Below are 24,702 nucleotides of genomic sequence, written 5' to 3'. Positions count from 1 at the left end.
AAAAAAGGGTACGGTTGTCTATGCAGGAAAAGGCGATGCCGCGACAATCCGCGGCACCGCAAAAGAAAAAGGGTAATGTAAATATGTTTTTTATCATTTTCTCTTCTGTCCCGATGTAGGACAGATTCAGGATCTGATTCCATTTTCTGCGGTCAAACAGCAAGAGTTCTTCCCTGGGGACCGATAACTGCAGGCGGTGAGTACCGGCTTCCGGCAATGCCCACAAAGGATCTTCGTAAAGCCATATTGGGGATTCCGCTTCCAGGGGCATTGCAACCATTTCCGATGCATTCCTGATAAAAAAATTGTCCGCCTCTTCCTTATGCTCCGGCCAGAAGGGAGCGGCGGATATCCTGTTCCAGCTTTTCCAGCTCTGCTTCAGCTTCCTGCCGTTTCTTTCTTCCGTCCTGCTGGATCTTCACCGCCTCATTCATGGTAGAGATCAGATTTTCATTTGCTTTTTTCAATGTCTCAATATCCACGATTCCTCTCTCCGATTCTCTTGCTACATCCAGTGTATTCTGCTTTAGTTTTTCCGAGTTTTTCAGCAGCAGCTGATTGGTTGCGTCAGTGATATCTCTTTGCAGCTTCAGGGCTTCCTGCTGCCGATACAGTCCAAGTGCCATAACCATCTGGCTCTTCCAAAGGGGGATGGTCTCCTGGATCGCTGTCTGGATCTTATCTGCAAGAAGCTTGTCATTATTCTGTACCAGTCTTAGCTGCGGCGCGGTCTGGATCGCAATCGTCCGGCTGATCTTCAGATCATGAAGTTTCTTTTCAAACTGTCCCACAGTATCTTCAAAATCTTTTACCACCTGTGCATTCATGGGATCTCCGCTCTCTTCTGCTTCTTTTCTAAGCGCCGGGATGGTCTCTTCCTTGAGTTCCCGCATCTTTTCCTCTCCTGCGACGATATAAAGCTGCAGCTGGTGGAAATAGGACAGGTTTTTCTCATACATGGAATCCAGCATGCCGATGTCTTTGAGCATTTCCATTCTCGCTTCATCCAGCTTCCCTTCGATCTTATCTACCTGGACCTCCAGTTTCTCATACTGCATCATAAATCGTTTCACTTTTGCCTCTGCCTTTTTGAAAATGCCCATGATACCGGATTCTTTTTCCAGCGACTCAAAGTCCAGCCCCTGCACACTGGTCACCAGCCCGGTCATCAGTTCACCAATGTACCCCGTATCCTTGTTTCTTACGTTATTCAGGATATTTTCTGAAAAATCCGCGATATTCTGCTTTGCCCCGGAACCATACTGCATCAGCATCTGAGAATCGGTCAGATCGATCTGCTCTTTGATCTCCTCCACTTTTTCCCTCTCAGCAGGTGTCAGCGCAGTAATCTGTTCCTGGATCTTCCGGGCATTTTCCTCCACCAGCGCTATATTTTCTTCTGCTGCTATCTTCTGTTTCCTTAATGCATTTAACGTAATCTCTGCCATTTCTTTCCCCTTTCTCTGCTATTGCAGTCCTTCTATGATCTGCCGCATCACTTCGTAGGACGGAACCTGCGCCACCTGCGTGATGCTGTCCGCAATCCCGGTCACTTCGGTTTCTCCCTGGGAGGTTCCTGCGCTGCCAGTGCGGAAACCATGCTTTTTCCAGGCCAGTTCCTGTACCGTTTCATCCTGAAGCCCCTTGAGCAATGTCTGTCCGCTTTCGTCTATGGCGATCAATACATGAGCAGACCACACAGTAGGCGCCGGATAAAGGATCACAACATCATCCTTGATCTTTTCGTATGCTTCCGGATTCATCTGGGCATACTCGATGATCTGGCTCTCATAACCTGCGGCAACCGGTGTCGCCCCCACCCCCATCCGCAGGAACTGATCGAACAGATCCGCAGAGGATGTCTCCATATATCCCAGCTTGCCGAAAATAGCCTGAAGCTGCGGCAGAATCTCTCCCACGCCTTCCGGCGTCAGGGTCTGGCCGCCGTTCAGCACATCTGCCAGAAGCGCCGCAAACATATTTCCGGAATTGGACTTTGCCGGATCCGTGGTGTCTACAGAGACACTGCCGTATAGTTCAGGCACGCCGATATCCGCCCACTTGGTATCATTCTGGATCATTGCGACCAGTTGATTCATATCAATATAATTAACTTCTCCATCCTTTGTGATCAGTCCCTGTTGTTCAAAGGCGTCCAGGACGATCTTGTGGGTATACAATACAATCGGCGTATTTAAAATAATCTCACTCTGCTTCGGCGTTCCGTGGAGTTCTTCGTAATATTCCAGTGCAATGCTGCTGGAAGGGAAAAGATAATTCCGTCCGGACAGATCTGCCGTCATCATATCCAGAGAACCGGCTTTTGAATAATCCACATCCAGACCATATTCATTTCTTAAGATCTCCAGCACTTCCTCATCTTCCAGAAACCCTACTTTTTCTCCGCCAATATACCCGCTGACCTGCGTAGCCGGTTTCGTTTTCGTCACCTGCTGCCCTTCTGTCCGTTTTTCTTCTCCCAGTTCCCCGGTCCCGCCGGTCAGGAGATAGATTCCTCCGATGACCCCCATCACGCAGACCAGAAGAATCAGACCTATGATTTTTTTCTTCATTCGTTTTCCTGCTTTCTCTGTTTGCCTGTTTCTATATATCCTTCTGAACGGAGGGTCTGTTTCAGAAGATTCAGATCCGCCTCCATATCCATCAGTTCATTTTGCAGCAGCTTTTCAAACTGCATCTGAAAAGCCTCTTTCAAAGTTGCCACCGCTTCTTTTGTATTCTGTAATATTCTCTGCGCTTCTTTTGTGGCAAGTCTGCTGTCCTGCAGTTCTACATAATTTTCCAGCACATTGGCTGCCGTCTCCTGGTAGTAATCAATATAGCGTCTGGCCGACGGGATTTTCTTTGGATTGTCTGTCAGAAATTTTAAAATGCTTCCCGCCGTTGTAAGAAGGGTCTGTGCGTCCTGCTTTAATACAGGATCCAGAATCTTGCCCGCTGCCTTTTGCATTCTCCGGTAATCCGTGCCAGCCTCCAGAAGCCTTTCATGAAGAACTTCTCCATTACCGATTTTTTCTACTTCCATTCTTCCAATTTTTTTAACCGGACGCAGCACCAGCAGAAATCCCGGATAGGAAGCGGCTGCCAGACCCATGCACAACAGAAGATTCCAGCCAAGTCCGGCAAGAAGTCCCAGGAATACCGCCAGAGATAATCCTGCCGAAGCCGCAATACTGATGATTTCTTTCCAGTTTCTTTTCATGTTCTAATTGTATCCTTTCACACTGCGGAAGGCCGCCGTCAGATCTTTGGTGCCGTCAAACACCCGGCCGCCACTTATTTTAGCCAGTTCTTCCAGCTGTCCTGGATCGGCATCCCCAAAGGTAATAGAAAAAATCGGGATGTCCTCTTCATACCGGTTCCAGACCTCTTCAAAATTACTGTAGTTATAGTTGGACCGGCCATCGGTCATCAGAATAATGGCCGGCGTATAGTTTGTCAGATCATATCCAGAGGCAATCTCCAGTGCTTCTGCAGCCGCCCGGTAAATATCCGTACCTCCCGCGATCTGGAAATCCGCCACCTTCTGGTTCAGCTCTGCCAGCGCTTCATCCGAATCATCGGCCGCCGCCTGTACATCCAGGATCGTATCATCAAAGAACACCACCTCATTTACTTCTCCTGCATTTGCCTGAAGGAAATTCTTTCTGGCGTTCTCCTGCAACAGGATCTGGGCCATCGCTTCTTTGAGTTGTTCCTCTCCTGTTCCCGACATGCTGCCCGAAAAGTCCAGACAGTAAATGTTAAGAGAAGGCTTCTTAAAACTGGTCTGGTAGACATTCAGCGCCTCTGTCAGCACCGCGGCCTCCGGCATCTGGATCGGCGACAAGATCCGTTCCGTGTCAATGCCCCAGTCACTGTTGAATACATCCTGATTTTCTTTGGAGACGCCACCAGCATTGATCCGGCGTCCTGTAGCCTCAATCTCTGCCTGTGCTTTGTCTGAGAGGAGATATTCCTGTACTGCCAGAAAGGCTTCCTCTTTTTCCGCATCGCCATGGTCCACATAACCCAGCGGTGAATCTGCGATAGAAAGGCCATCATAGGGATAGACCACATACAAAGGTTCTTTTCCTTCCGCTTCCAGCTGCTGATTGGCGTCAATGATCAGGCATTCATAGTTGACCATGGCGTCATAGTCTCCTTCCAGGAACATATCTTTGAGCCAGTCCGAACTGCCGGAGCTTCGCTCCACGCCGCTTAACAGTTCCCTGATATCCGCCTGAAGATCCGGCTTCTGCAGATCTTCTGACGTAAGTCCCTCCTGCTTCCCGAGAAGAGCATATAAGAATCCAATATAGGCGCTGGCCCCGGAATTGGACTGGGTGGCGCTGGTCATGCAAAAGCTCATTTCCCCATCCCGGATTGCTGTCAGGATATCATTGACCGATACCTTTTCTCCCACAAACCCGAGCTTTTCCGCCAGACTTTCCCTGATGCCAAATACCACCGGCGTCATGGAAATGGACTGACTGTGCTTGATCAGATGCCCGGTATCGCCCATGGAAACCCAGATACTGCTGGCCGGCCACACCGCATCGTAATCCGGCGCTCCATTTTCCAGTTCCCTCATAATATCCACAGAGCCTTTATATTCCATCTGAATCTCCACGCCTGTAGCCTCACTGCATTCCTGGATAATGGTTTCCAGTTCCTGGTTTTCAGACCCTGACAATATGCGGATCTGGCCTCCCGGAACCCTGGTGATCTCCTGCTTTTCCTGTTCTTCTGCTTTCCCTTCCGTATTCTGACTTTCCCGGGGTTCCTCTTCCCGGCCAGTCCCTGAGTCTGCCCCACATCCTGTTAAAAGCAGCATCCCGGCTAATATACCAAGGAAAATCCTTTTCATCTGTTTACTCATATACATCCCGGTTCCCTCCTGTTTTCCGGCTTGATCCTGCCTGATATTCTTCCTTTTATTTTCCTTTATTTTAGAAAACCGCTCTATCTGTTTCCTGTGAAATCTATGTAAAAAGCAGGTAAAGGCGCTATGGCGCTTTTACCTGCTTATCTATATACGTTCTTTATTCTGTTTCTAAAAAACATGCACCCTTCTAAAACATTCTTCTTACAGTTCCACCACTCTGGTGCACACTCTCCCCAGCAGCTTTTCATCATGGCTCACCACCAGAAGCCCCAGTTCCCGCTTCTTTGCCTCCTCCATGAGGCAGTTCCAGATCCTGGCCCGGGTCACCAGATCCAGCATGGCGGTGATCTCATCGCAGAGAAGGAATCTTACGCCCGGGCGCAGCGCTCTGGCAAGGCAGAACCGCTGCAGCTCCCCGCCGGACAGTTCGGAGGGGAACCGGTCCAGCCATTCCTCCCGGATCCCCAGCCGGTCCAGGAGTTCCCGGTCCCGCAGCGTTTCTTCATCATTCTTTGCCGGATTGCTCGTTATCGTACCCGAGAGTCTAATCCCCGCCTCCGCAAGCGTCTCCTTCATCCGAAGCCTGGGATCCACTGCCGTCTCCGGGTGCTGCCAGATCATCTGCACCGGGCAGACGCCCCGATAGGCTCTTACCTCTTTCCCGTCCAGCAGAACCTGTCCTCCTTTTGGAGCCTCGTATCCCGCCAGCAGCCGGCACAGCGTGGTCTTGCCCCGGCCGCTTTTCCCTTTCAGTCCCACCCGCTCCCCGGGCGCGATGGTAAGGTTCACATGATCCAGCACCGGATGTTTCTTCTTTCCCGGATAATAAAAGGTAACCTCTCTTGCCTCTAACTCCATCCTGCGCCTCCTTCTTCCTGCATCGCCTGCCAGAGCGCCCGGGTAAAGGGGTGCTCCAAAGTCTCCGGACGCCGGAATTCTTCCGGTGTGATCTCTTCAACCGATTCCCCCTGATAAAACACAGACACCCGGTCTGCCACTTCCAGCGCAAGTTCAAGATCATGGGTAATAAGGAGCACCGCCGCCCCCTCGTCCGCCAGTTCCCGGAAGTGTCCCAGGATCCTCCTGGCCGTCCCCGTATCCAGTCCTGGCGTCGGCTCATCCGCCACGATCAGCCTGGGGCGCTCCGCAGCGGCAGAAGCGATCAACACCCTTCTTGCCATCCCCCCGGACAGTTCAAAGGGATAGAGATCCTCTGTCTCCGGTCCCAGCCCGTACCGGGCCAGGGCTTCCCGGAACTGCCTCCTGGTCTCCGGGTCCTTCTTTCCCTTCCACAGCTGAGGCCCCACCTTCATCAGCGGATCCAGACAGATGACGCCCTGTGGGATCAGCGCGATCTCCCTCCCCCGCAGTTTTTCCTGTCGTTCTCTGGTCAATGGCTCACCGTCATAGAGGATCTCTCCCTCCATGTGGCTGTTATAGGGAAGGATCCCAAGGATCGCATGGGCCAGCAGACTCTTCCCCGACCCGCTGGCGCCCACGATGGCCGCAACTTCCCCCGGCCGGACCTGAAGGGACGCCAAGAGCAAGCCCCAGGATCCCGGACAGCAGCCAGGCAGTGAGAAGAAGAAGCACCGAGCCGGACAGCCTCTGGCCCACCACCGCAAGCACCGGCTGCCGGTAGAGAAGAGATTCTCCCAGGTCTCCTGTCAGCGCATTTCCCAGCCATCCAAGATACCTCTCTGCCGCCGGGGTGTCCACGCCCCAGTAAGCTCTCAGGTTTTCCACCTGTTCCCGGCTCATGGACCCAAGCGCCGTCTCGCCCACGTTGGTCTGAAGCGGGTCTAAGGGCGACGCGTTCATCAGAAGAAAGGTCACCAGGCTTACGCCCAGAAGCAGCGTCCCCATCCGTATGAACTTTTTCCCCGCAAATGTAAGACGATGTTTCACGCCGTGCTCCTTTCTACTCTTCCCAGCTCCACTGATCCACGTTATTGACTACAGACCAGCCGTGGCCGTGGGGATGGATCTTCTGCTCCGCCACCCTAAGGCCGTCACGCACCCAGTAAAGATGGTCGATATTCACCAGCCACACCCAGGGAACATCTCCCTCCTGGGTCACGCCGGTGGTCCCGTCCCACTGGGCCTTCTGCCACAGGGCATAGGATTCCTCCAGATCCCCGCTTGCCAGCGCCTGATCCATATATGCGTCCACCGCCTCATTTCCATAGGGGGAATACCGGGCGGAGCCGCTCTTTTCTTCTGTATGGTAAATGTTATAAAGCTCCATGGGGGTATGAGCGCCCCATCCCCACAGCAGCGGGTCCGCAAGCGCCCGGTCATAGGCCGCATCCCAGCCCACGCCCTCGGTGGTGCAGGCGATCCCCAGCTCCTCCATCTGATCCGCAAAATCTTCCACCAGCGCCTGGCGGACCGAATCTCCGGTAGAAAACAGCAGGTTCAGACTGGCCTTCACACCGTCCTTTTCCCGGACGCCGTCTGGTCCCATTCTCCAGCCCGCCTCGTCCAATAATTTCCCCGCTTCTTTCGGGTCGTAAGCTACTTCCGAAGCTTCACTGTACCAGGGAAGCTGGTCGCAGACACTGTAAGCCGGGCTTCCGTAACCGTTCAGCACATGATCGATCATTTCCTGGCGGTCGATCCCCAGATTGATGGCTCTTCGCACCCGCACATCCGAAGTGAAGTCATTTCCTGTCTGTCTGCCTTCCTCATCCGTCCCCTCCGGGACCGCCGGCAGATTGAATCCCCGGTTGTCCACCGTCTCATAAGCGGCCAGCTCATACCCGTCTATGTTCTGATACGAATACGTGGCGGAAGTATAGGCCACGTCCACCTGGCCCGCCTGGGCGGCCAGAAACGCCGCGTCCTCCTCCATAAAAAGAATGGTCACCTGTTTCATTTTGGGTGCCTCCCCGTAATAATCCGGGTTGGCCTCCAGGATCACCTGCTGCCCCTGATCCCACTGCTTCAGCATATACCGGCCAGAGCCGATGGGGTTGGTCCCGTAGGTGCGGCTGTCATAGGCGTGCTCCGGCAGGATCCCCACCGCCGCCATGGTATAGGGCCAGATGGAAAATGGCCGGGTCATATGGAACACCACGGTGGTATCATCAAGGGCCTCCGCCCGGTCCAGCATGGTGAAATCGTTGACCGAACTGGTCTCTTTCACCGTGTTGTAGGTAAATGCCACGTCCCCGGCAGTCAGCGGCTCTCCGTCTGTAAATTGCACGTCTTTCCGGATGGTCACCGTCCAGGTAAGTCCGTCTTCGCTGACGCTGGTGTCTGTAGCCAGATCGTAGCCGATGGTCAGATCCGGGTTGGTCACTGTCAAAGTGCTCTGGATCAGAGGCTCATGGACATGCTCGCCTGCGCCCCATCCAAAGGCCGGGTCGAATCCTGCCTCCGGCTCCGATGTGGGACCCATGGCAACGATAACGGAATCTTCTCTGGAAGCCTGACTCTCCCCGGAAGTCTCCACACTTCCAATAGCCCCGCCGCAGCCTGCCAGAAGACCTGCCGCAAGTCCTGCTGTAAGAATGATTGCCGTAAACCGCCTCAATTATTTCTCCTCCTGTCCGTCAATATCCGTCCGGCGGATCACCTCATCCCGCACCTTGCCCCAGGGCAGGTTCTGCTCTCTGGCGATCCTAGCCACGTCTTCATACTCCGGTTTCTTATGAGTGACGCCGTATCCGAAAGCGGTCTTGATCCGCACCTCGCCCCAGGGCGTAGAAACCTTCTCCACCCCCGGCTTCAGGAAATATTTCTCACACCGGCGGGCCCGCACTCCGTTGGTGGCCGTCTCCCGGAATATCTTCCGGACCATTTCCTCTTCGTTCCCTTCTTCGCAAAGCACCGTCAGTACATGGCCGGGGCGACCTTTTTTCATGGTGCCGGGAATGGTATACACGTCCAGCGCCCCTGCTTCCAGAAGCCGGCCACAGGCAAAGGAAAGGGCCTCCGGCGTCATGTCGTCCAGGTTGCAGATCAGTTCTGTGATCCTGCCATTTGCGCCAGTCTCCCCAGCTTCCATGCCAGCGGCTTCCGACTCCTGACTTTCTCCCAGGAATACCCGCACACAGTTGGCCTGAGGAAATTCCTTTGTTCCAATCCCGATCCCCACGCCAGTGCCTGTCATCACCGGCATCGGGCCAAAAGCATCCGCGAACTGGGTAAGAAGCGCAGCTCCGGTAGGCGTACACAGTTCTCCCCGGATCTCTCCGCCGTAGCTTGGCGCTCCCTTCAGCAGGTTGGCTGTGGCAGGCGCCGGTACCGGCATGATCCCGTGAGCGCACCGCACCGTGCCGCTTCCCACATGGACCGGGGAAACCACGATCCGCCCGGGCTTTAGAAGATACAGGCAATAACATACACCGGTCACATCTGCCACCGCGTCCAGGGCTCCCACCTCGTGGAAATGCACGTCCCCCACAGGGCAGCCGTGAGCCCTGGCTTCTGCCCGGGCAATCCGGTCATACACCGCTCTGGCCTCTTTCTTTACCTCTTCCGGCAGATGCAGGGTGTCGATCAGTTCCCCGATATGCCCCGGCGTGGCATGATGATGGTGGTGGTGATGATCGTGCGCATGATCGTGTCCACAGGCAGCTTCTTCCTCTCCGTGTACTGTCACCCGCATATGCGTCCCGGCGATCCCGCAGGTCTTTCCCGCCTCCGCCTCCACATGCACGCCGGGCAGTCCCAGGCTGTTCATGGTCTTCAGAAATCCCTCTTTATCTTCCAGCAGTTCATACAGGGCGCCCATCAGCATATCACCGGCTGCCCCCATGTTACATTCGATATATAATGTCCGCATCTGTTATTCCTCCTTGATCCCTTCCATCTGATTAATCCGGCTGGCCAGATACCCGGCCCCGAATCCATTGTCGATATTCACCACACTGCACCCGGAAGCGCAGGAATTCAGCATGGACAGAAGCGCCGACAAGCCTCCAAAACTGGCGCCGTATCCTACGCTTGTAGGTACTGCGATCACCGGGCAGTCCACCAGTCCGCCCACCACGGAAGCCAGGGCTCCCTCCATGCCTGCCACTGCGATCACACAGCGGGCCTGCATGAGAATATCCAGATTAGACAGCAGGCGGTGAAGTCCCGCCACGCCCACATCATAAACCCGGGTCACATGATTTCCCATGGCTTCGGCAGTCAGCGCCGCCTCTTCTGCCACCGGCATGTCGCTGGTCCCTCCAGTGGCCACCACAATATTTCCCCGTCCCGGCCGGGCTTCCGGAAATGCGATCCCAAGCCGGGGGATCTTATGGTAATCTATGGGAACAAACCGGGACAGATAGTCTCCAGTCTCCTGGCTGATCCGGGTCACCAGAATGTTGCGGCACCCCTTCTCGCCCATCCGTTCTACGATCCCTTTGATCTGCTCCGGCGTCTTTCCCTCACCGTAGATCACCTCCGCGGCTCCCTGACGGACGCTGCGGTGAAAATCGATCTTGGCATAGGCAAGGTCTTCAAAGGGCGCCTCCTTTAACTCCAGCATGGCGTTCTCCGGTGACACCTTTCCATCCGCCACCTGGCGCAGCAATTCTAAAATGTCATGTTTATTATCCATTGCTTCTCCTTCCTTCTATCTGGATGGCTTCCTGGCTTCCAGATCCAACAGTACAGCGGGAAACAGCGGCTTTAACCGCTCCATAACAACTGCCCTCTGATCCAGAAGATCCGCCATCTCTTCTTCTCTTACCTGGATCCTTGCTCCCTCCTGGCAGATACGCACCCGGAAATCCGCAAAGCCAAGTTCTGACAGGATCTCTTCCGCCCGCTCCACATTTTTAAGGGTCTCCAACGTGATCTTCGTTCCCGAGGGCACCCGGGTAGCCAGGCAGGCATAGGCCGGCTTCTCCCAGGTAAACAGACCGGCTTCTTTAGACATCTGCCGCAGCTGTTCCTTGGTGATCCCGCATTCCCGAAGAGGCGACCGCACCTGAAGCTCCCGCAGCGCCTGCATGCCCGGCCGGTCTTTCGCGTCATCAGAAGCATTGGTCCCGTCCAGAAGCACCGGATATCCGTCCCGGCATGCGGCTTCCCGCAGGCTGGAAAACAGCGCCCGTTTGCAGTAGTAACAGCGCTTCAGGCCGTTCTGCGCCGCCTCCGGCACCGCCAGGATATCCTCTTCGATCACAGTCATCGGCACCTGCAATTCCCGCGCCAGCCGCCTGGCGTCCTTAAGCTCAAAAGCCGGCTGGAAGGCCGTCTTCACATAATAGGCCCGGACATCCGCACCGTATTCCCTGGCCGCCCACAGGAGAAAGGCAGAGTCCGCACCGCCGGAAAAGGCCACCGCGGCTTTGGGGGCTTCTTTAAAAAACTCCTGTAATGTCATACCTTCTTTCCTCCTTACAAATAGAAACAGGAAGATGTCTGCTTTCTCCTGAAAACAGATACCTTCCTGATATCTTTCCTGTCAACCTGTATCTCCGTTGCCATAAGGCAACCATTTATATCTGATAAAACTTCTGTATCATAATCCTCACGTCTTCTGACGCATCTTCCGGCTTCCTGCCGGAGCTCTTTTCTAATACTACCATATAGAAAAACTGCCGGCAACTGTTTTGTTACTCAAGAATACCGCGCACCTCTTCCAGGCCGATTCCCTTCCTTTTACTTCTCCTTCTTCAACGCATCCTGATACCATTCTTCCAATGCCTGACACATATTCACACGCTCCTCCTTCTGCCCCTATATTTTAACATGCCCAGTACCTGTTGTAAATCTTCCGAAAGTCTTTGCAGTTCTGCAACAAATGGGGACGGGGGATTTTTAAAAATCCCCCGTCCCCATTTGACACTTTCTTACCTACCCTTCGTATTGCTCCAGTGCGTACAGCGCCGCCCCGGTGGCTCCTACGATTTCCGGCTCCTCACAGATGTAGAGTTTCTCTCCCAGTTTTTTCTCTACCGCGCGCACCACGCCCGGGTTCTTAGCCACGCCGCCGGTCATCATAAATCCCGGCTCCAGGCCTACGCGGCGCAGCAGGCCGTAAGCCTTGCCGGCAATGGCGTTGCAGACTCCATTGGAAATATCATTTTTCTCTTTGTTATTGGCGATCAGAGAGATCACCTCCGACTCCGCGAACACAGAACACATGCTGGTAATCTCGATCTCTTCTGTAGAAGTCAGAGCGATGGCCCCCAGCTCGTCAAGGCTTACCTCCAGAGTCCGGGCGATCATCTCCAGGAAACGCCCTGTCCCGGCGGCGCATTTATCATTCATGACAAAGTCTTTGACTTCTCCGTTTTCACTTAACTTAATAGCCTTGCTGTCCTGGCCGCCGATGTCCAGAATGGTCCGGATCTGCGGATTAAAATAATGCGCGCCCTTGCCGTGGCAGCTGATCTCCGTCACATTTTCATCGGCAAAAGGAATGCTGACCCGGCCGTATCCAGTGGATACGATCCAGGAAATATCCTCTCTGGAAAGTCCTGCCTTCTCCAGCACATCCTCTAATACCTTCTCTGCGCTTTCCCCGGATTTGGCTCCGGTGCGGACTACAGAAAATGCCTTCATTTTCCGGTCCTGATCCATGATCACCGCATTGGTGGACGTAGATCCGCTGTCAATTCCAAGTACGTACATCCTGTTCTTTCCCTCCATTTTTTTCGCTGGTTTTCTTCCTTTTTTCTGCATATTTTCTTTCTGTAAGGATTCCAGAAATGCCTCGATCCTTGTCAGGATCTGCCCGTAACTCTGCTTTGTATAATCCGTCTCCAGAAGCAGCAGGGGCTTTTTCAGCCAGTCTTTCAGCCAGGCATATTCATAAGCATAATTGTCGCAGAACTGGACAGTGTGGTAAATGATCCCGTCCACACTGTCTGCGTACCGCCGGATCAGTTCGTCCCGGTTGGCCGCCTGCTCCATCCGCATACAGGGGAACTGGCTAAGGAGTCCTCTGGCGTATTCTTTCAAAGGCTCTTTCTCATCCCAGAACAGCCTTCTGCCCACCCCGGTACAGGTCAGGTCAAAGGCCACATTGGCGCCCCGCTGTTCCAGGATCTTTCCAATATTTTCATTGGCCCGGGCGCCCAGGATTCCGATGTTTAACGAACGGTCTTTCACTCCGTTCTGCTGTGGTTCTTCTTTCCCCTTCAGATATTCCAGAAATACCTTTTCATCAAACGATTTCCCGGAGAATTCTTCATAAGCCCGGATCATGGCGCGGATCCTCTGTTCATAAAGGTCAACGCCAACCTCTTTCACCAGCCTTGGCGTGTCCAGCATATAGATAAATTTGTCCGGAAATTCTTCTTTCAGCACATCATACAGCCGCCGGATACTGTCGCAGCAGGTGGTAAGAATGATCCCTTCATAATCCTTCTCCATCACCGTCTCCAGCACACCTTTGGCAAAGCTGCAGATATTCGGGTGCATCCGGATCTCCGCCTGGCTAAAATTCGTCACATCCGGCTCGATCCGCTCCATCTTTGCCCCCATGGATTCCAGCACCTCAATGGGAGCGTATTTACAGATATATCCGATCATCGCGTCTCCTCCTCCACATCTAACATTTCCAGAAATGCCTCCAGCCTGGTCTTGATCTGTCCGTCGTGGCTGTTGCGCTTATCAATGCCGTCGCCGTCCAGGATCAGCATGGGGATCCCCTTTTTCTGCATTTCCTCTTTTAACAGGATACTGCCGCCGGAGGACTGCTTGCAGCCCCAGTGACAGAACTGGATCACTGCGTCCGGATGTAGGGTATCGCATAACTTGCCGATCATGGACGCCCGGTGGGAATAGGATCCATTGTAAATGTTGTGGATGATCTTCCGGGCCAGCGAGTGGAAGGGGCGCTCCGGGTCCAGCTTCTCCGCTGAGTCCAGAATGATATCGCTGGCAATGATCTGGTAATTCTGATTGGTGTTAAAACATTTCTGCAGACTTTCCTGATAAAACGGAAGCAAATGTACCCACAGGATCTTCTTTCCTTCGAATTTCGGATAAGTCTGGATATCCTCATTCATAAACCGGATCAGATCCAGGAATTCCTGTGTACCGATAAGCAAATGCATGCCCATCATCATATATAGATGACTGATCAGTTCCCCCGGATAATAATGCTCGCTCTGAAGACGGAAAAACTCTACCAGCTCTTTGCGGGTCTCATTTTCAATCCGCAGCGATTCCTTCAGCTTCTCTTCGTCAAATCTGACGGCAAACCGTTCCTCCAGTTCATGAGCGAACTCACGCAGCTGCTCTGCCAGATATTCCACAGACGCTCCGTCATCTCCATAGGGCACGTCCAGAAATGTAAAAGGCACGCCCTTTTTCTTCTCCAGATACCGGAAGGTATTCAGATTCCCGTCGCAGGAAAGAGACGTAGTAACCGCGTAGTCCGGCACCGGTACTGCGTCGCTGTCAATGGCTCCTACAAAAGTCTTGTGATAGGAGCAGAGCGTAGGCGCGATCCCTGTATTCTGCGCATAATCAATAAAATAATCTTCCAGGTGATAACCGCTCAAATAACAGGACAGACATTCAATGGACAGCGTTTTTAATCCAAAACAACGGATCAGTTCACAGGGCGAGAAAATATTCCCCCACACGTAGCTGTCCGGCTGGCACAGCGCGTCTGCCACAAAAGACATCATCATGGCCTCCAGCTTCTGATAGCCTTTCGCCAGATTTTTCTTTGGCAGGATCTTTGTCCGGACCTTGTTCGCCTGAAATCCCAGCAACATCTTTCCCCAGCTCTTCCTGGGATCTTCAATGGTCTGTTCTTTCACATAGTCAATATATTTATCTACAACCCACATCGTTTCCTCCATCTTTTCCAATCCAAAAGGAAGTGGCCGGATCGTAAAATCCTGCCCCTTCCCTGGTATGTTTCCATAATTTTACTTTTTATAACCACTTGTCTATCGGCCAAGAAGCTCTACAGCCTCCCGCACCTTATCCGCCATACTGAGATCTGCGGCGCCGACTACTATATTATCACACTGATTCACCGGAAGCAAGATTCTCCTGGCCCGGCTTTGTCCCACTGCTACAGCCATGGCCGGAGTGATCTCGCCCAGCATGGAATCCGCGATCACGATCCCGACGGGTCCGATGATCACGTCTGCTTTGCGGCATGCCACCAGCACCGCATTTTCCCCGGTGGCCGCCTGATCCGCTCCTGCCCGGAGCATAGCGCCTGTAGCAGTGCTGTTGGTCCCCACCGCCAGCACCTCCGTCTCCGGACACTTCTCTTTTACTGCACTTACCAGCTGCCGGCCCAGGCCGCCGCCCTGGCCGTCTATGATCAATACTTTCATTTCTTTCCTTCACCAGACTTTCTGTTCCAAACTGCATTTATTTTACTACGCAGACGCCTCCTCCGCAACAGAAACCCCTGTTTTTTCACAGATTTTCCCGCGCAAACGGTTGACCTTTCCCCATACCCCGGTGTTATAATAAGATGCTAAACATATTTCAGAGAGGAAGTTATGGTATCATGCATACTTTAAAGCGATTTATCCAATATTACCGGCCATATAAGACCATATTTTTCCTGGATCTTCTGTGCGCCACTTTCATCAGTATCGTGGATCTTCTGTATCCGCAGTTCCTGCGCGGCGCCATCAACGGGCTCTTTACAGAAAGCACGGACAAGATCCTGGCAGCCCTTGTCCCGATCGGCATCGGCCTCTTTCTTATGTATGTGCTCCAGAGCCTGTGTAAATATTATGTCAGCTATCAGGGCCATATGATGGGCGCCTACATGGAGCGGGATATGCGGTCCCGGCTTTTTGACCACTACGAGAAGTTATCCTTCTCCTACTATAACCAGAACAATTCCGGACAGATGATGAGCAAACTGGTCTCCGACCTCTTCGACATCGCCGAATTCGCTCACCACGGCCCGGAAAACCTGTTCATTTCCCTGATCAAGATCATCGGATCCTTTATCTTCCTGTTCCTGATCAACTGGCGGCTCGCTATCCCTCTGTCCGTCCTGGTCATCTGCATGCTGATCTTTTCCATCAGCCAGAATAAACGGATGCAGGAGACTTTCTTTGACAACCGCCGCAAGATCGGCGACGTCAACGCCAGCCTGCAGGATACCCTGGCCGGCATTCGTGTGGTCCAGTCTTTTGCCAACGAGGACATTGAACGGGAAAAATTTGCAAAGAGCAATCACGGATTCCTGATGTCAAAAAATGCCAACTATAAATGCATGGGCGACTTTACCGGCGGCAACCTGTTCTTCCAGGGCATGATGTACCTGGTAACTCTGGTATACGGCGGTTATCTCATCGCCCGCGGCCAGATGGGCGTAGTAGACCTGTCTATGTATGCCCTGTACATCGGTATTTTCATCAGCCCCATCCAGATCCTGGTAGAGTTGATGGAAATGATGCAAAAAGGGCTCTCCGGTTTCCGCCGTTACCTGGACGTTATGGATACCGAGATCGAGATCAAAGACGCCCCGGACGCAAAGCCGCTAAAGGACATCAAGGGAAATGTAACCTATGAAAATGTGTCTTTCCACTATCCGGACGACGACGCGCCGGTCCTGGAGCACGTATCTTTCGACATCCCGGCCGGACGTTCCATCGCCCTGGTCGGGCCTTCCGGTTCCGGCAAGACCACCATCTGCAACCTGCTGCCAAGGTTCTATGATGTCACAGGCGGACGGGTTCTGATCGACGGAAAAGACGTGCGGGGACTGACCCTTTCTTCCCTCAGAAACCAGATCGGAATCGTTCAGCAGGATGTCTATCTCTTCTGCGGAACCATCCGGGACAACATCGCATATGGCAAGCCCGGTGCTCCTATGGAAGAAATTATAGATGCGGCGAAAAAGGCAAATATCCATGACTTTATCGTAAGTCTGCCCGACGGCTATGACACATATGTAGGCGAGCGGGGCACCCGGCTTTCCGGCGGACAGAAACAGCGGATCTCGATCGCCAGAGTCTTTTTAAAGAATCCGCCGATCCTGATCCTGGATGAGGCTACCAGCGCCCTGGATAACGAAAGTGAACGCTGGATCCAGAAGAGTCTGGACACCCTCTCCCACAACCGTACCACCATCACGATCGCCCACCGGCTGTCCACCATTCAGAATGCGGACGAGATCCTGGTGGTAGCGGACAACGCGATCGCCGAGCGGGGCACCCACGAAGAACTGTTAAAGCTTGGAGGGATCTATGCACATTACTACCAGATGCCTTCCGCCGGAATTCCCGCCAATTAAATATAGCATCTGAACTCACAAGGCGGAGGGCCATCCTGGTCTTCCGCCTCTTTCTTTCTCTTTCGTATCTTCTTTTATGCTTCCTTCCACAGCCGCTCCAGGATCCCCGGAAAATCCACCTCCAGACTGCCGTCATAGATTCTGACAGGCACTCTGTCCCGGAAGGAATACATAGTGATCTCCGGCGCGTCATCGCCCTCAAACCAGTAGCAGACGACCTTTTCCCTCTTCCGATCCACAATCCAGTATTCCCGGACTCCGGCATTCATATATTTCTGCATCTTGACCCCGTAATCCCTTTTCCTGCTGGAGTCCGACACGATCTCAATACAGAAATCCGGCGCGCCATAGATCCCTTTTCTTGTGATTCTTTCATTCTGGCAGATCAGTGCGATATCCGGCTGCACCATGGTCCGGTTGTCACAGTCAAGCTGTACGTCCAGAGGCGATGGGAGCACCCGGCAGGGTCCCTTATGTTTATGAATGTACAGCTTTATCTCAAACAGAAGCTCCGTGACCAGTTCCTGGTGCGTAAAAGTGGGCGTCTCCAGAAATATCAGCTCTCCGTCGATCAGCTCTGCCCGCACATCCTCCGGCAGCTTCCGGTAATCCTCCACCGTATACTCGCCCTGTCTTTTCGTAAGATAGGGAGTCACTGCTTCCCGGACTACGTCCGGAGGATTTCCATAAGCCGTGTCCCAGAACTCCCCCGGCACATTCCGGCTCTCCTCTGCGCCTCCCGTCTCTGATCCTTCTGTTCCATACAGAACTCTTTCAAGCGCCTGCCAGGTCGCATAACGGGGCGATCTTGTCTCTCCGCTTAAGATCTTATTGATCGTTCCCACTGGCACTCCTGACAGCCGGGAAAGCTGCTCTGTAGTCATGCCTAATTCTTTTTTTCTCTCACTTAGTTTTTCGTACAGCATCCAAACCCCCCCCTTTTTATTATCATATCTCCTGCGTATCCATGTGTCAACCATTTTCGGAATTTATTACCCGTTTTATCCGTTTTTGAGCATTTTCATCATCTCCGCTATATATAGATTTTCTCTATATGCAAAAAAGATCTGCCGTGCACAGGTTATCCTCTACACAGCAGATCTCTCATCCATTTTCCCTCTATGAAATTTTTATCAACTACTTCTATGCACCGCGCCGCCTGCTGGCGATCAATCCGATCACAAATCCGACGGCCGCCGGAACGATCCATCCAAATCCCAGCTCCGACAACGGGATCACATTACCCAGCATATCTGTCACAGGCGCTGTATGCAGCGCGTCCTGCGTCCCTTCCGGCAGCGCCCGCAGGAAATCCGCCAGGGCCGCCACCGCAGTAAATGCAATGGTCCAGCGCAGTACATGGCGGTTATTGTCAAACCAGCTTCCAAACAAGGTCAGAAGCACCAGCACAATAGCCAGCGGGTATAAAAACATCAATACCGGCACAGAATAAGCCACGATGGCATTGAGTCCCAGATTGGCGATCAGGAAAGAGACCACACTGAACAATACCGCCCAGAACCGGTATCCTGGGGACTTCGGAAACATCTCGGAAAATGTTTCGCTGCAGCTTGTGATCAGACCGATCGCCGTCTTCAGACAGGCCAGTGTCACCATCAGAGCCAGAATAAACATACCGGCTCCGCCGAAATAATGATCTGCGATCAGCGCCAGACCCTCGCCGCCATTGCTGCTGATGCCAAACTCTCCGCGGCTCTGTCCGCCTACCAGCGTAACCAGCACATAGATCACGGCCATCAGGATCGAACTGAAGATCCCTGCCTTCACCGTATCCTTCGCGATCTGTCCCGGCTGCTCCACGCCAAGCCCACGGATCACTTCGATCACCACGATCCCGAATGCAAGGGCCGCCAGTGCGTCCATGGTATTATATCCTTCCAGAAAGCCGGTAAATAAAGCGCCGCTTTCATACCCTTCTTCCGGAGCCATAGTCATAGGATCGCCCATAGGCGAGATCAGCGCCACCACTACCAGGAGTCCCAGAATCACCAGGAAGGAAGGATTCAACACCTTGCCGATCCAGGTCAGGATCTCTCCGGGCCTTAAGGAGAAAAACAGCACAATGGCAAAAAACAGGAAGGAAAAGACGGCCAGCCACAGTGTCTGGTCCTGCCCTTCCAGGATCCGTTCTATTCCTACTGTATAAGAAACAGACGCGCATCTTGGGATGGCAAAAAATGGTCCGATGGTCAGATACAGGGCGCAGGTAAAAAAGACCCCATAATTTTTCCCGATCCTGCTTGCCAGACCCAGAAGACCGGTCTCCCGGCTGATCCCAAGCGCCGCCACTCCAAGAAGCGGCAGTCCCACACCGGTCACCAGAAATCCCAGGGCCGCCAGCCAGATATGATCTCCCGCCATCTGCCCCATAGACACCGGAAAGATCAGGTTCCCTGCCCCGAAAAACATCCCGAATAACATACTTGCTACAAAAATGGTTTCTTTGAAACTTAACTTTTTCATACCTTTTCCCAGCTTTTCTATTTATTTCTTTCTATTATAGTGACTTTGTCACGGAAAGACAATGTTATCTCTGGTATTCTTAACACAACAAAAAACAAAACAAACCAAAACAAAGGAGGACACATATATGTCAGCAATTCATATCAATAAAGAAAATTTTCAGCAGGAAGTATTACATTCCGCCAAACCGGTACTCGTAGATTTCTGGGCATCCTGGTGCGGCCCCTGCCAGATGGTTCTTCCCATCATGGACGAGATCGCCGATGAGCGTTCCGACATCAAGGTCTGCAAGATCAACGTCGATGAACAAAAAGAACTGGCCAGACAGTTCCGGGTGATGAGTATCCCCACCCTGGCCGTTTTCAAAAACGGAGAGATGGTAAACCGCTCTACCGGCGCAAAACCAAAAGAGCAGATCCTACAGATGATCTAAATGGCCATACATCCCTCCAGAAAAAACCCCCGAAAAAAATGAGCGCACAGTCTCCCCTCCAGGATCTGTGCGCTTTTTCTTTTTGCCGTTTCTTACTTTTCTTCCAGGACAGCCTCCAGCTTTGCAGTATCCAGGATCTCAATCGTCCCTCTGGACAGTTTTACGATCCCTTCGCTCTGGAAATACCGCAGCATTCTTGTCACAACCTCTCTTGCCGTACCAAGATGCGCCGCAACCGCCTCATGGGTGAGCTTTAGAACTTCCGAATCTTCTACTGTCATTTCTTCCAGAAGGAAATCCGCCACCCGTTTATCCAGACTCTTCCACATGATCTGCTCGATCAGCCACATCACATCCGTAAACCGCCCGGCCATCAATTCACTGGTGTAATTCGAAAGTACCGCTGATTCTTCTGTCAGCTGCTGCCAGACATGGGCCGGGATCACCCACAATTCTGTATCTTTCTCCGCCTGGATATTGATATCAAACTGAATGCTTCTCAACATGCAGGATGCGGAAAACAGACATACATCCCGTTCAAACAGGCGGTAAAGCGTGATCTCTCTTCCCTCGTCTGAAAGCATATACGCCCGCAAAAGCCCAGACCGCACCACCAGAAGTCCTGTACACCCTGTGGTCCCGTCGTGGATCACCATTCCTTTGGGGACCTTCTTTTCCGTGACGGACTCTTCGATCCTTTTTCTCTGAGCCGGTGTTAATTTACGGATTACCGGAAAATATTCTGCAAAGCCCATGGCCTTTTTCTCTCCTTTTGTCTGTGTATTGATATAGATTCAGTATACTGGATTTTTTCACGCAGAACAAGCATAGGCAGAAAGCTTTCTTTGTGCTAAAATCAATCTGCCGGGTTTTTACGACGCACAAGATCCGGCAGTCAGACAACAGATAAGCTTTTTCATGCTGGAGGATAAAACTCTGGTCCTCCACAGCGATCTTCTGTCCGTCATTTCAGGAATCCTTAACGGGATCGGCTTTGTGGCCGCCCTCATTTTTATCCAGCTCAGCATCCGCAGAAACGGCGCGCCGCTGACCACCACATTTAACCGGCTGGGAATCCTGATCCCCACCATCCTGTCGGCTCTGTTATTCCTGGAAATCCCCGCTCCCGTGCAGATTGCGGGCCTGATCCTTTGCAGCGCCGCGATCCTCCTTATGAACTCCGGCGGCAAAGAGGAACGCCCTGCCTTTGTATTCGGTCTTCTTGCCATCTTTATCCTGGGCGGGACACTGGACTTTGTGTCCAAAGTTTACAGCCGGTACTACGGTGCGGACAGCCAGACCTGTTTTGTCCTGTATACCTTCCTTGCCGCTCTGGCGGTAAGCGTCCTGTTATTTCTCCGGGATGGCGGCCCCATGCGCCTCCAGGATGTACTGATTGGCATCGGAGTGGGAATCCCCAATCAGCTTTCCACGCTGTTTGTCATGCGCGCGGCCGCCGTACTTCCGGCCTATATCGTCTATCCCACTTACAGCGCAGGGCTGATCATTCTGGTAAATGTCATCAATTACCTGGCATTCCGGGAACTTCTGACCCGCAGGCAATATCTGGCCACTGCCATGATCGGCCTGGGCCTGATCATGATCAATCTTTTCTAAAAAGGCCGGCTCTTATTTAAGAGCCAGCCTCTTTTTCTTTCTGACCGCCAGCAGCAGAAGCACCGCGATTCCCGCCGCCGCAGTTCTGACCACGATCTTTGCGGTCTCTTCCTGATCCCCCAGCAGCGAATATTCTTCATCCTCCGCATGCTCCATCCATCTTAGCACGGTATACTGACTCTCCCCCGGCTCCCACAGGGCATGTACCGTCAGTTCTCCCTCCGGCATGGTCTCCGGCAGTTCCGGTTCCCACCCCAGGAATATATACCCCGGTCGTTCCGGTTCCGGGATCCTGCTCATTTCCTCACGGATGTCGTCGCCCCGGTTTCCGTAAACAGGCGGAATATAACTTCCCTGTGTCTGAAAAGCAATCCGGTCATAAAAAATCCGGGTGTAATAGATCTTTTTTACCGCCTTCCCGTCCGCTGTTACAAGCAGCGTCATATCCTGGCCTGGTTCCCTCTCATAGTTGGCAAACTCCTCACAAAAGCGGGAAAACCTCTCCACTTCTTTTTCATCCTCTCTTCCTTTCCTGCTGTATTCCCGGTAACCTGCACCGGTATGGTTCCACATTATACCATCACAGGAAAGGAAATGAACGCGGTAATATTTTCCAGTATCTCTTAATCTTCCACCCATTCCCGGTAATCCGTCTCACTGGCAAAGAGCCGGTATTCTCCGTCAATATAACCCATATATCCGTCTGCTGTATGATATCCTTTCATTGCTATCCAACCTTTCTTTTTCTTGTTGGATACAGCTTAACGGATCAGGTGTCCTATAAAAATGCCACCTTACGAATACTGCTTCAACAGTCTTTCCCCTTCCCGGCGCATCTGTTCTTTTACTTCCTCCGGCCCCAGGATCTCCACTTTTTCTCCCAGCGAAAAGATCCAGCCCAGGAACTGGCTGCTGACCATAACGGTTACGCTGACCGTAAAATGATTCTCATCCACAGGGATCATGTGCACATCTTTTCCGAACCGGTCAACGATCACTCCGGCCAGCTGGTGATCCACCAGCAGCTTAACCGTCTTTTCTTCCCCGCCAAACATGCCGAAACTTTTCTTTGCATAGTCGGCCATATCAAGCTTCCGGAAATGTTCCTTTCCTTCTCTGGCCTTGTCTGTCATCTGGATGCGGAGCATTTTATCCACCCGGTAATGCCGGATCTCCCCGGCCTCCGAATCAAAGCCCACCAGATAATAATTCTCGCTGTCCCAGGAAAGGCCCCAGGGACTGATCTCATAGAATGCGCCGTCCCGGCGCAGCACCATTTCCTTTTTTACATTCCACTGGTAATATTGGAACCGTATTTTCTTATTATCTGAAATGGCATTGTGGATCGTGTCTACCGCATAGTAAATGCTTTCGTTCATGGTTTTGATCCGGCCCGAGACAAACACCTGGCGCTGCAGCCGGTTCGCTTCATATCTGCTGACCAGTTTCTCCAGTTTCCGGATCAGCGCATTGGTCTTTTTCTCCGTAATAAATCTGGAAGACTGGATCGCGTCCACAAGAAGCTTCAGTTCCGGAAGTTCAAACGGTCTGGAAACCACATGATAGTGATAACCTTTCCCGTCCGGTTCCCCTTCCACCTCGATCCCCAGCACTTCCAGGTCCTTAAGATCCTGGTAAATGCTCTTACGGTCTGCGGTAATCCCGTAATTCCCCAGCCCCGCCAGGATCTCCGGCATGGTAATGTAATGTTCGTCATCCGTCTGTTCCAGCATAAGCTGCGCCAGACGATATAATTTGAATTTCTGATTGGTTCCTTTTGGCATAAGTATCGCTCCTCAAATTTCATTCTGAGATATTCTCCCTTATGTAGTCACACACAACTTCGCAGACTACTGCCCAGTTTGTGTCACCAACATAGAAATTATCCTTCTTATACAATTCCCACAAATTCAGTAATCCTCCATCTGTTGATATTTCATTCAGGATTTTTTCTATTTGCTCCGAACAAAATATAGTCTTCCGTTTCATGCAGGTAGCGGCAAATGCCTCTGCCAACAATGCCTTTTCTACAGTGACCTTATTGCCCACTACAATCTCATACACATCATAAAAATCTCTCATCCGTGTTGTTGTAATTCCTCTTGCAAGAATGGTCTGAATCTTTTCTGCAAGAAGTGTTTCCGGGGTATAAGTCAGCAGTTCAATATTCCTGTCTTCGAACATAAGTCGATAATTATATCTGATTGCTGCAGGTGTAATGACGTCATCCGTAGAAAGATCTATCTTAATCCTCTGTTTCAAACGATCAAGTCTGGCTTCCAGCACCATACGGACTCCCGGATATTCGAAGTCAGTCATAATTTCTACAACCTTTACCATCTCAAAACGGATACCGTCTTCTATATGGATGCCAATAATCTCGTTTACAATTCGTACTGCATCCTCTTTATTGAGAGGCAGTGCCTTGAGCGTCGAATCGATATCCATAGTTGCCCTTGTGTCAATCCCCACTAATGAAGCAACAAGCATGCCGCCTTTTAGTATGAAATTATTACGATATCGTGATACAGATACTCTCTCTAAAAATCGCTCCATAATAAAGTTCCGAATCAGCATCTGGGCAATCTGATTATCGCTATGTGAAATATTTCTCACTTTATCTTTTAGCTGTTTTGATGTATGGATCATGTCAGCACCTCCACATATTTCATCATCTCATCACGAATTCCTAACTTTTCCGCATAACGAATCAATACCTGTAAGCTTCTGTCTGTATCAGACATATATTCTTTCATTACCGTCTGAAACGTCTGCACATCCATCTTTTTTCGATTCATTACCGCATCACAAACGGAACGCTCCTTATCATAAACCACGATTTGATTTCCATATCCAGAATCTACTACGGTTTTCCCTAATTTATACAAATCCTCCTTTTGTGCTCTTACCTGGATTTTCTTTTTCCTCAAATGAACTGCATTATATCCCTGCGGAACAGTCACTTCAATTCTACCGTATTCCCGGTCTGTAAGCCCGTGGATGTAGAGCGCTGTTTCCCCTGAAAAAATAACCTTAGGATTCGTTTTCTGCAACAAATACAGTTCATCCGGCCAGACATCCGGCGCTGCATAAATC

Annotated in this window: 24 protein-coding genes and 1 pseudogene; 3 read left to right on the top strand and 22 right to left on the bottom strand. The window is 51.9% G+C overall.

The window, feature by feature from the left end; translation table 11 throughout:
• Positions 1-109 precede the first annotated feature (109 nt).
• The 15 genes and pseudogenes from H6A13_RS13560 to H6A13_RS08430 form a co-directional block, all read right to left on the bottom strand.
• Positions 110-298, bottom strand: a pseudogene (locus H6A13_RS13560) (DUF3841 domain-containing protein); the annotation flags it as partial.
• A gap of 22 nt (positions 299-320) precedes the next feature.
• Entirely contained in the window at positions 321-1,448 is a 1,128-nt protein-coding gene (locus H6A13_RS08490; RefSeq protein WP_204909175.1) for a toxic anion resistance protein, read from the bottom strand.
• An 18-nt stretch (positions 1,449-1,466) separates the two neighbouring features.
• The gene (locus tag H6A13_RS08485) at positions 1,467-2,573 is read right to left on the bottom strand and encodes a substrate-binding domain-containing protein (protein ID WP_204909174.1); all 1,107 of its coding nucleotides are present in this window, start codon (positions 2,571-2,573) and stop codon (positions 1,467-1,469) included.
• Entirely contained in the window at positions 2,570-3,223 is a 654-nt protein-coding gene (locus H6A13_RS08480; RefSeq protein WP_204909173.1) for a 5-bromo-4-chloroindolyl phosphate hydrolysis family protein, read from the bottom strand. Before H6A13_RS08480 ends, H6A13_RS08485 begins: the two co-directional genes overlap by 4 nt.
• Positions 3,224-3,226: 3 nt before the next feature.
• Entirely contained in the window at positions 3,227-4,882 is a 1,656-nt protein-coding gene (locus H6A13_RS08475; RefSeq protein WP_204909172.1) for a substrate-binding domain-containing protein, read from the bottom strand.
• Between the two features lie 207 nt (positions 4,883-5,089).
• A complete protein-coding gene (locus H6A13_RS08470) occupies positions 5,090-5,746 on the bottom strand; it encodes an ABC transporter ATP-binding protein (RefSeq protein ID WP_204909171.1) in 657 nt (218 codons plus the stop codon).
• On the bottom strand, positions 5,737-6,429 hold the full coding sequence (locus H6A13_RS08465; protein ID WP_338043046.1) for an ATP-binding cassette domain-containing protein: 693 nt from the start codon (positions 6,427-6,429) through the stop codon (positions 5,737-5,739). The genes H6A13_RS08470 and H6A13_RS08465 overlap by 10 nt, the downstream gene beginning before the upstream one ends.
• The gene (locus tag H6A13_RS13320; RefSeq protein ID WP_338043045.1) at positions 6,323-6,796 is read right to left on the bottom strand and encodes an ABC transporter permease family protein; all 474 of its coding nucleotides are present in this window, start codon (positions 6,794-6,796) and stop codon (positions 6,323-6,325) included. Before H6A13_RS13320 ends, H6A13_RS08465 begins: the two co-directional genes overlap by 107 nt.
• A gap of 13 nt (positions 6,797-6,809) precedes the next feature.
• Positions 6,810-8,426 (bottom strand): ABC transporter substrate-binding protein, encoded by a 1,617-nt coding sequence (locus H6A13_RS08460; RefSeq protein ID WP_338043044.1) that lies wholly within the window; start codon positions 8,424-8,426, stop codon positions 6,810-6,812.
• Positions 8,427-9,680, bottom strand: coding sequence for a nickel pincer cofactor biosynthesis protein LarC (larC, locus tag H6A13_RS08455; RefSeq protein ID WP_204909169.1), 1,254 nt, complete (start codon positions 9,678-9,680; stop codon positions 8,427-8,429). It lies immediately after the preceding gene.
• 3 nt (positions 9,681-9,683) lie between these two features.
• A complete protein-coding gene (larB, locus tag H6A13_RS08450; protein ID WP_204909168.1) occupies positions 9,684-10,448 on the bottom strand; it encodes a nickel pincer cofactor biosynthesis protein LarB in 765 nt (254 codons plus the stop codon).
• Positions 10,449-10,463: 15 nt separating this feature from the next.
• A complete protein-coding gene (gene larE, locus H6A13_RS08445) occupies positions 10,464-11,219 on the bottom strand; it encodes an ATP-dependent sacrificial sulfur transferase LarE (protein WP_204909167.1) in 756 nt (251 codons plus the stop codon).
• A gap of 473 nt (positions 11,220-11,692) precedes the next feature.
• Entirely contained in the window at positions 11,693-13,375 is a 1,683-nt protein-coding gene (locus H6A13_RS08440; RefSeq protein ID WP_204909166.1) for an acyl-CoA dehydratase activase, read from the bottom strand.
• Positions 13,372-14,646, bottom strand: coding sequence for a 2-hydroxyacyl-CoA dehydratase subunit D (locus H6A13_RS08435; protein WP_204909165.1), 1,275 nt, complete (start codon positions 14,644-14,646; stop codon positions 13,372-13,374). Before H6A13_RS08435 ends, H6A13_RS08440 begins: the two co-directional genes overlap by 4 nt.
• Positions 14,647-14,748: 102 nt before the next feature.
• Positions 14,749-15,147: a DUF3842 family protein gene (locus H6A13_RS08430; protein WP_204909164.1), complete on the bottom strand. Its 399-nt coding sequence runs from the start codon at positions 15,145-15,147 to the stop codon at positions 14,749-14,751.
• A gap of 179 nt (positions 15,148-15,326) precedes the next feature.
• On the opposite strand from H6A13_RS08430, the gene H6A13_RS08425 reads away from it, so the two are divergent.
• Positions 15,327-17,072 (top strand): ABC transporter ATP-binding protein, encoded by a 1,746-nt coding sequence (locus H6A13_RS08425; protein WP_204909163.1) that lies wholly within the window; start codon positions 15,327-15,329, stop codon positions 17,070-17,072.
• 74 nt (positions 17,073-17,146) lie between these two features.
• On the opposite strand, the gene H6A13_RS08420 is transcribed toward H6A13_RS08425, so the two are convergent.
• A complete protein-coding gene (locus H6A13_RS08420; protein WP_204909162.1) occupies positions 17,147-17,998 on the bottom strand; it encodes a Uma2 family endonuclease in 852 nt (283 codons plus the stop codon).
• 217 nt (positions 17,999-18,215) lie between these two features.
• Positions 18,216-19,556, bottom strand: coding sequence for a branched-chain amino acid transport system II carrier protein (gene brnQ, locus H6A13_RS08415; RefSeq protein WP_204909161.1), 1,341 nt, complete (start codon positions 19,554-19,556; stop codon positions 18,216-18,218).
• 61 nt (positions 19,557-19,617) lie between these two features.
• On the opposite strand from brnQ, the gene trxA reads away from it, so the two are divergent.
• Entirely contained in the window at positions 19,618-19,989 is a 372-nt protein-coding gene (gene trxA / locus H6A13_RS08410; RefSeq protein ID WP_204909160.1) for a thioredoxin, read from the top strand.
• Positions 19,990-20,081: 92 nt separating this feature from the next.
• Here trxA and H6A13_RS08405 read toward each other — a convergent pair whose 3' ends face one another.
• The gene (locus H6A13_RS08405) at positions 20,082-20,744 is read right to left on the bottom strand and encodes a Crp/Fnr family transcriptional regulator (RefSeq protein ID WP_204909159.1); all 663 of its coding nucleotides are present in this window, start codon (positions 20,742-20,744) and stop codon (positions 20,082-20,084) included.
• Positions 20,745-20,907: 163 nt separating this feature from the next.
• Between H6A13_RS08405 and H6A13_RS08400 the strand changes: the two genes are divergently transcribed.
• Positions 20,908-21,606, top strand: a complete 699-nt coding sequence (locus tag H6A13_RS08400; protein ID WP_204909158.1) for a hypothetical protein — start codon at positions 20,908-20,910, stop codon at positions 21,604-21,606.
• Positions 21,607-21,618: 12 nt separating this feature from the next.
• On the opposite strand, the gene H6A13_RS08395 is transcribed toward H6A13_RS08400, so the two are convergent.
• The 4 genes from H6A13_RS08395 to H6A13_RS08380 form a co-directional block, all read right to left on the bottom strand.
• Positions 21,619-22,245, bottom strand: a complete 627-nt coding sequence (locus H6A13_RS08395) for a hypothetical protein (protein ID WP_204909157.1) — start codon at positions 22,243-22,245, stop codon at positions 21,619-21,621.
• A gap of 155 nt (positions 22,246-22,400) precedes the next feature.
• The gene (locus H6A13_RS08390) at positions 22,401-23,390 is read right to left on the bottom strand and encodes a helix-turn-helix transcriptional regulator (protein WP_204909156.1); all 990 of its coding nucleotides are present in this window, start codon (positions 23,388-23,390) and stop codon (positions 22,401-22,403) included.
• A gap of 19 nt (positions 23,391-23,409) precedes the next feature.
• Positions 23,410-24,255, bottom strand: a complete 846-nt coding sequence (locus H6A13_RS08385) for a nucleotidyl transferase AbiEii/AbiGii toxin family protein (protein ID WP_204909155.1) — start codon at positions 24,253-24,255, stop codon at positions 23,410-23,412.
• Positions 24,252-24,702 (bottom strand): type IV toxin-antitoxin system AbiEi family antitoxin domain-containing protein (locus tag H6A13_RS08380; RefSeq protein ID WP_204909154.1); only part of this gene is annotated, 451 nt, incomplete at its 5' end. The genes H6A13_RS08385 and H6A13_RS08380, both read right to left, overlap by 4 nt.

This window comes from Mordavella massiliensis (assembly GCF_016902415.1).
Taxonomy (GTDB): domain Bacteria; phylum Bacillota; class Clostridia; order Lachnospirales; family Lachnospiraceae; genus Merdimonas; species Merdimonas faecigallinarum.
The sequence above is the reverse complement of the archived record's forward strand: the minus strand, read 5'-3'. Positions and strand labels throughout refer to the sequence as shown.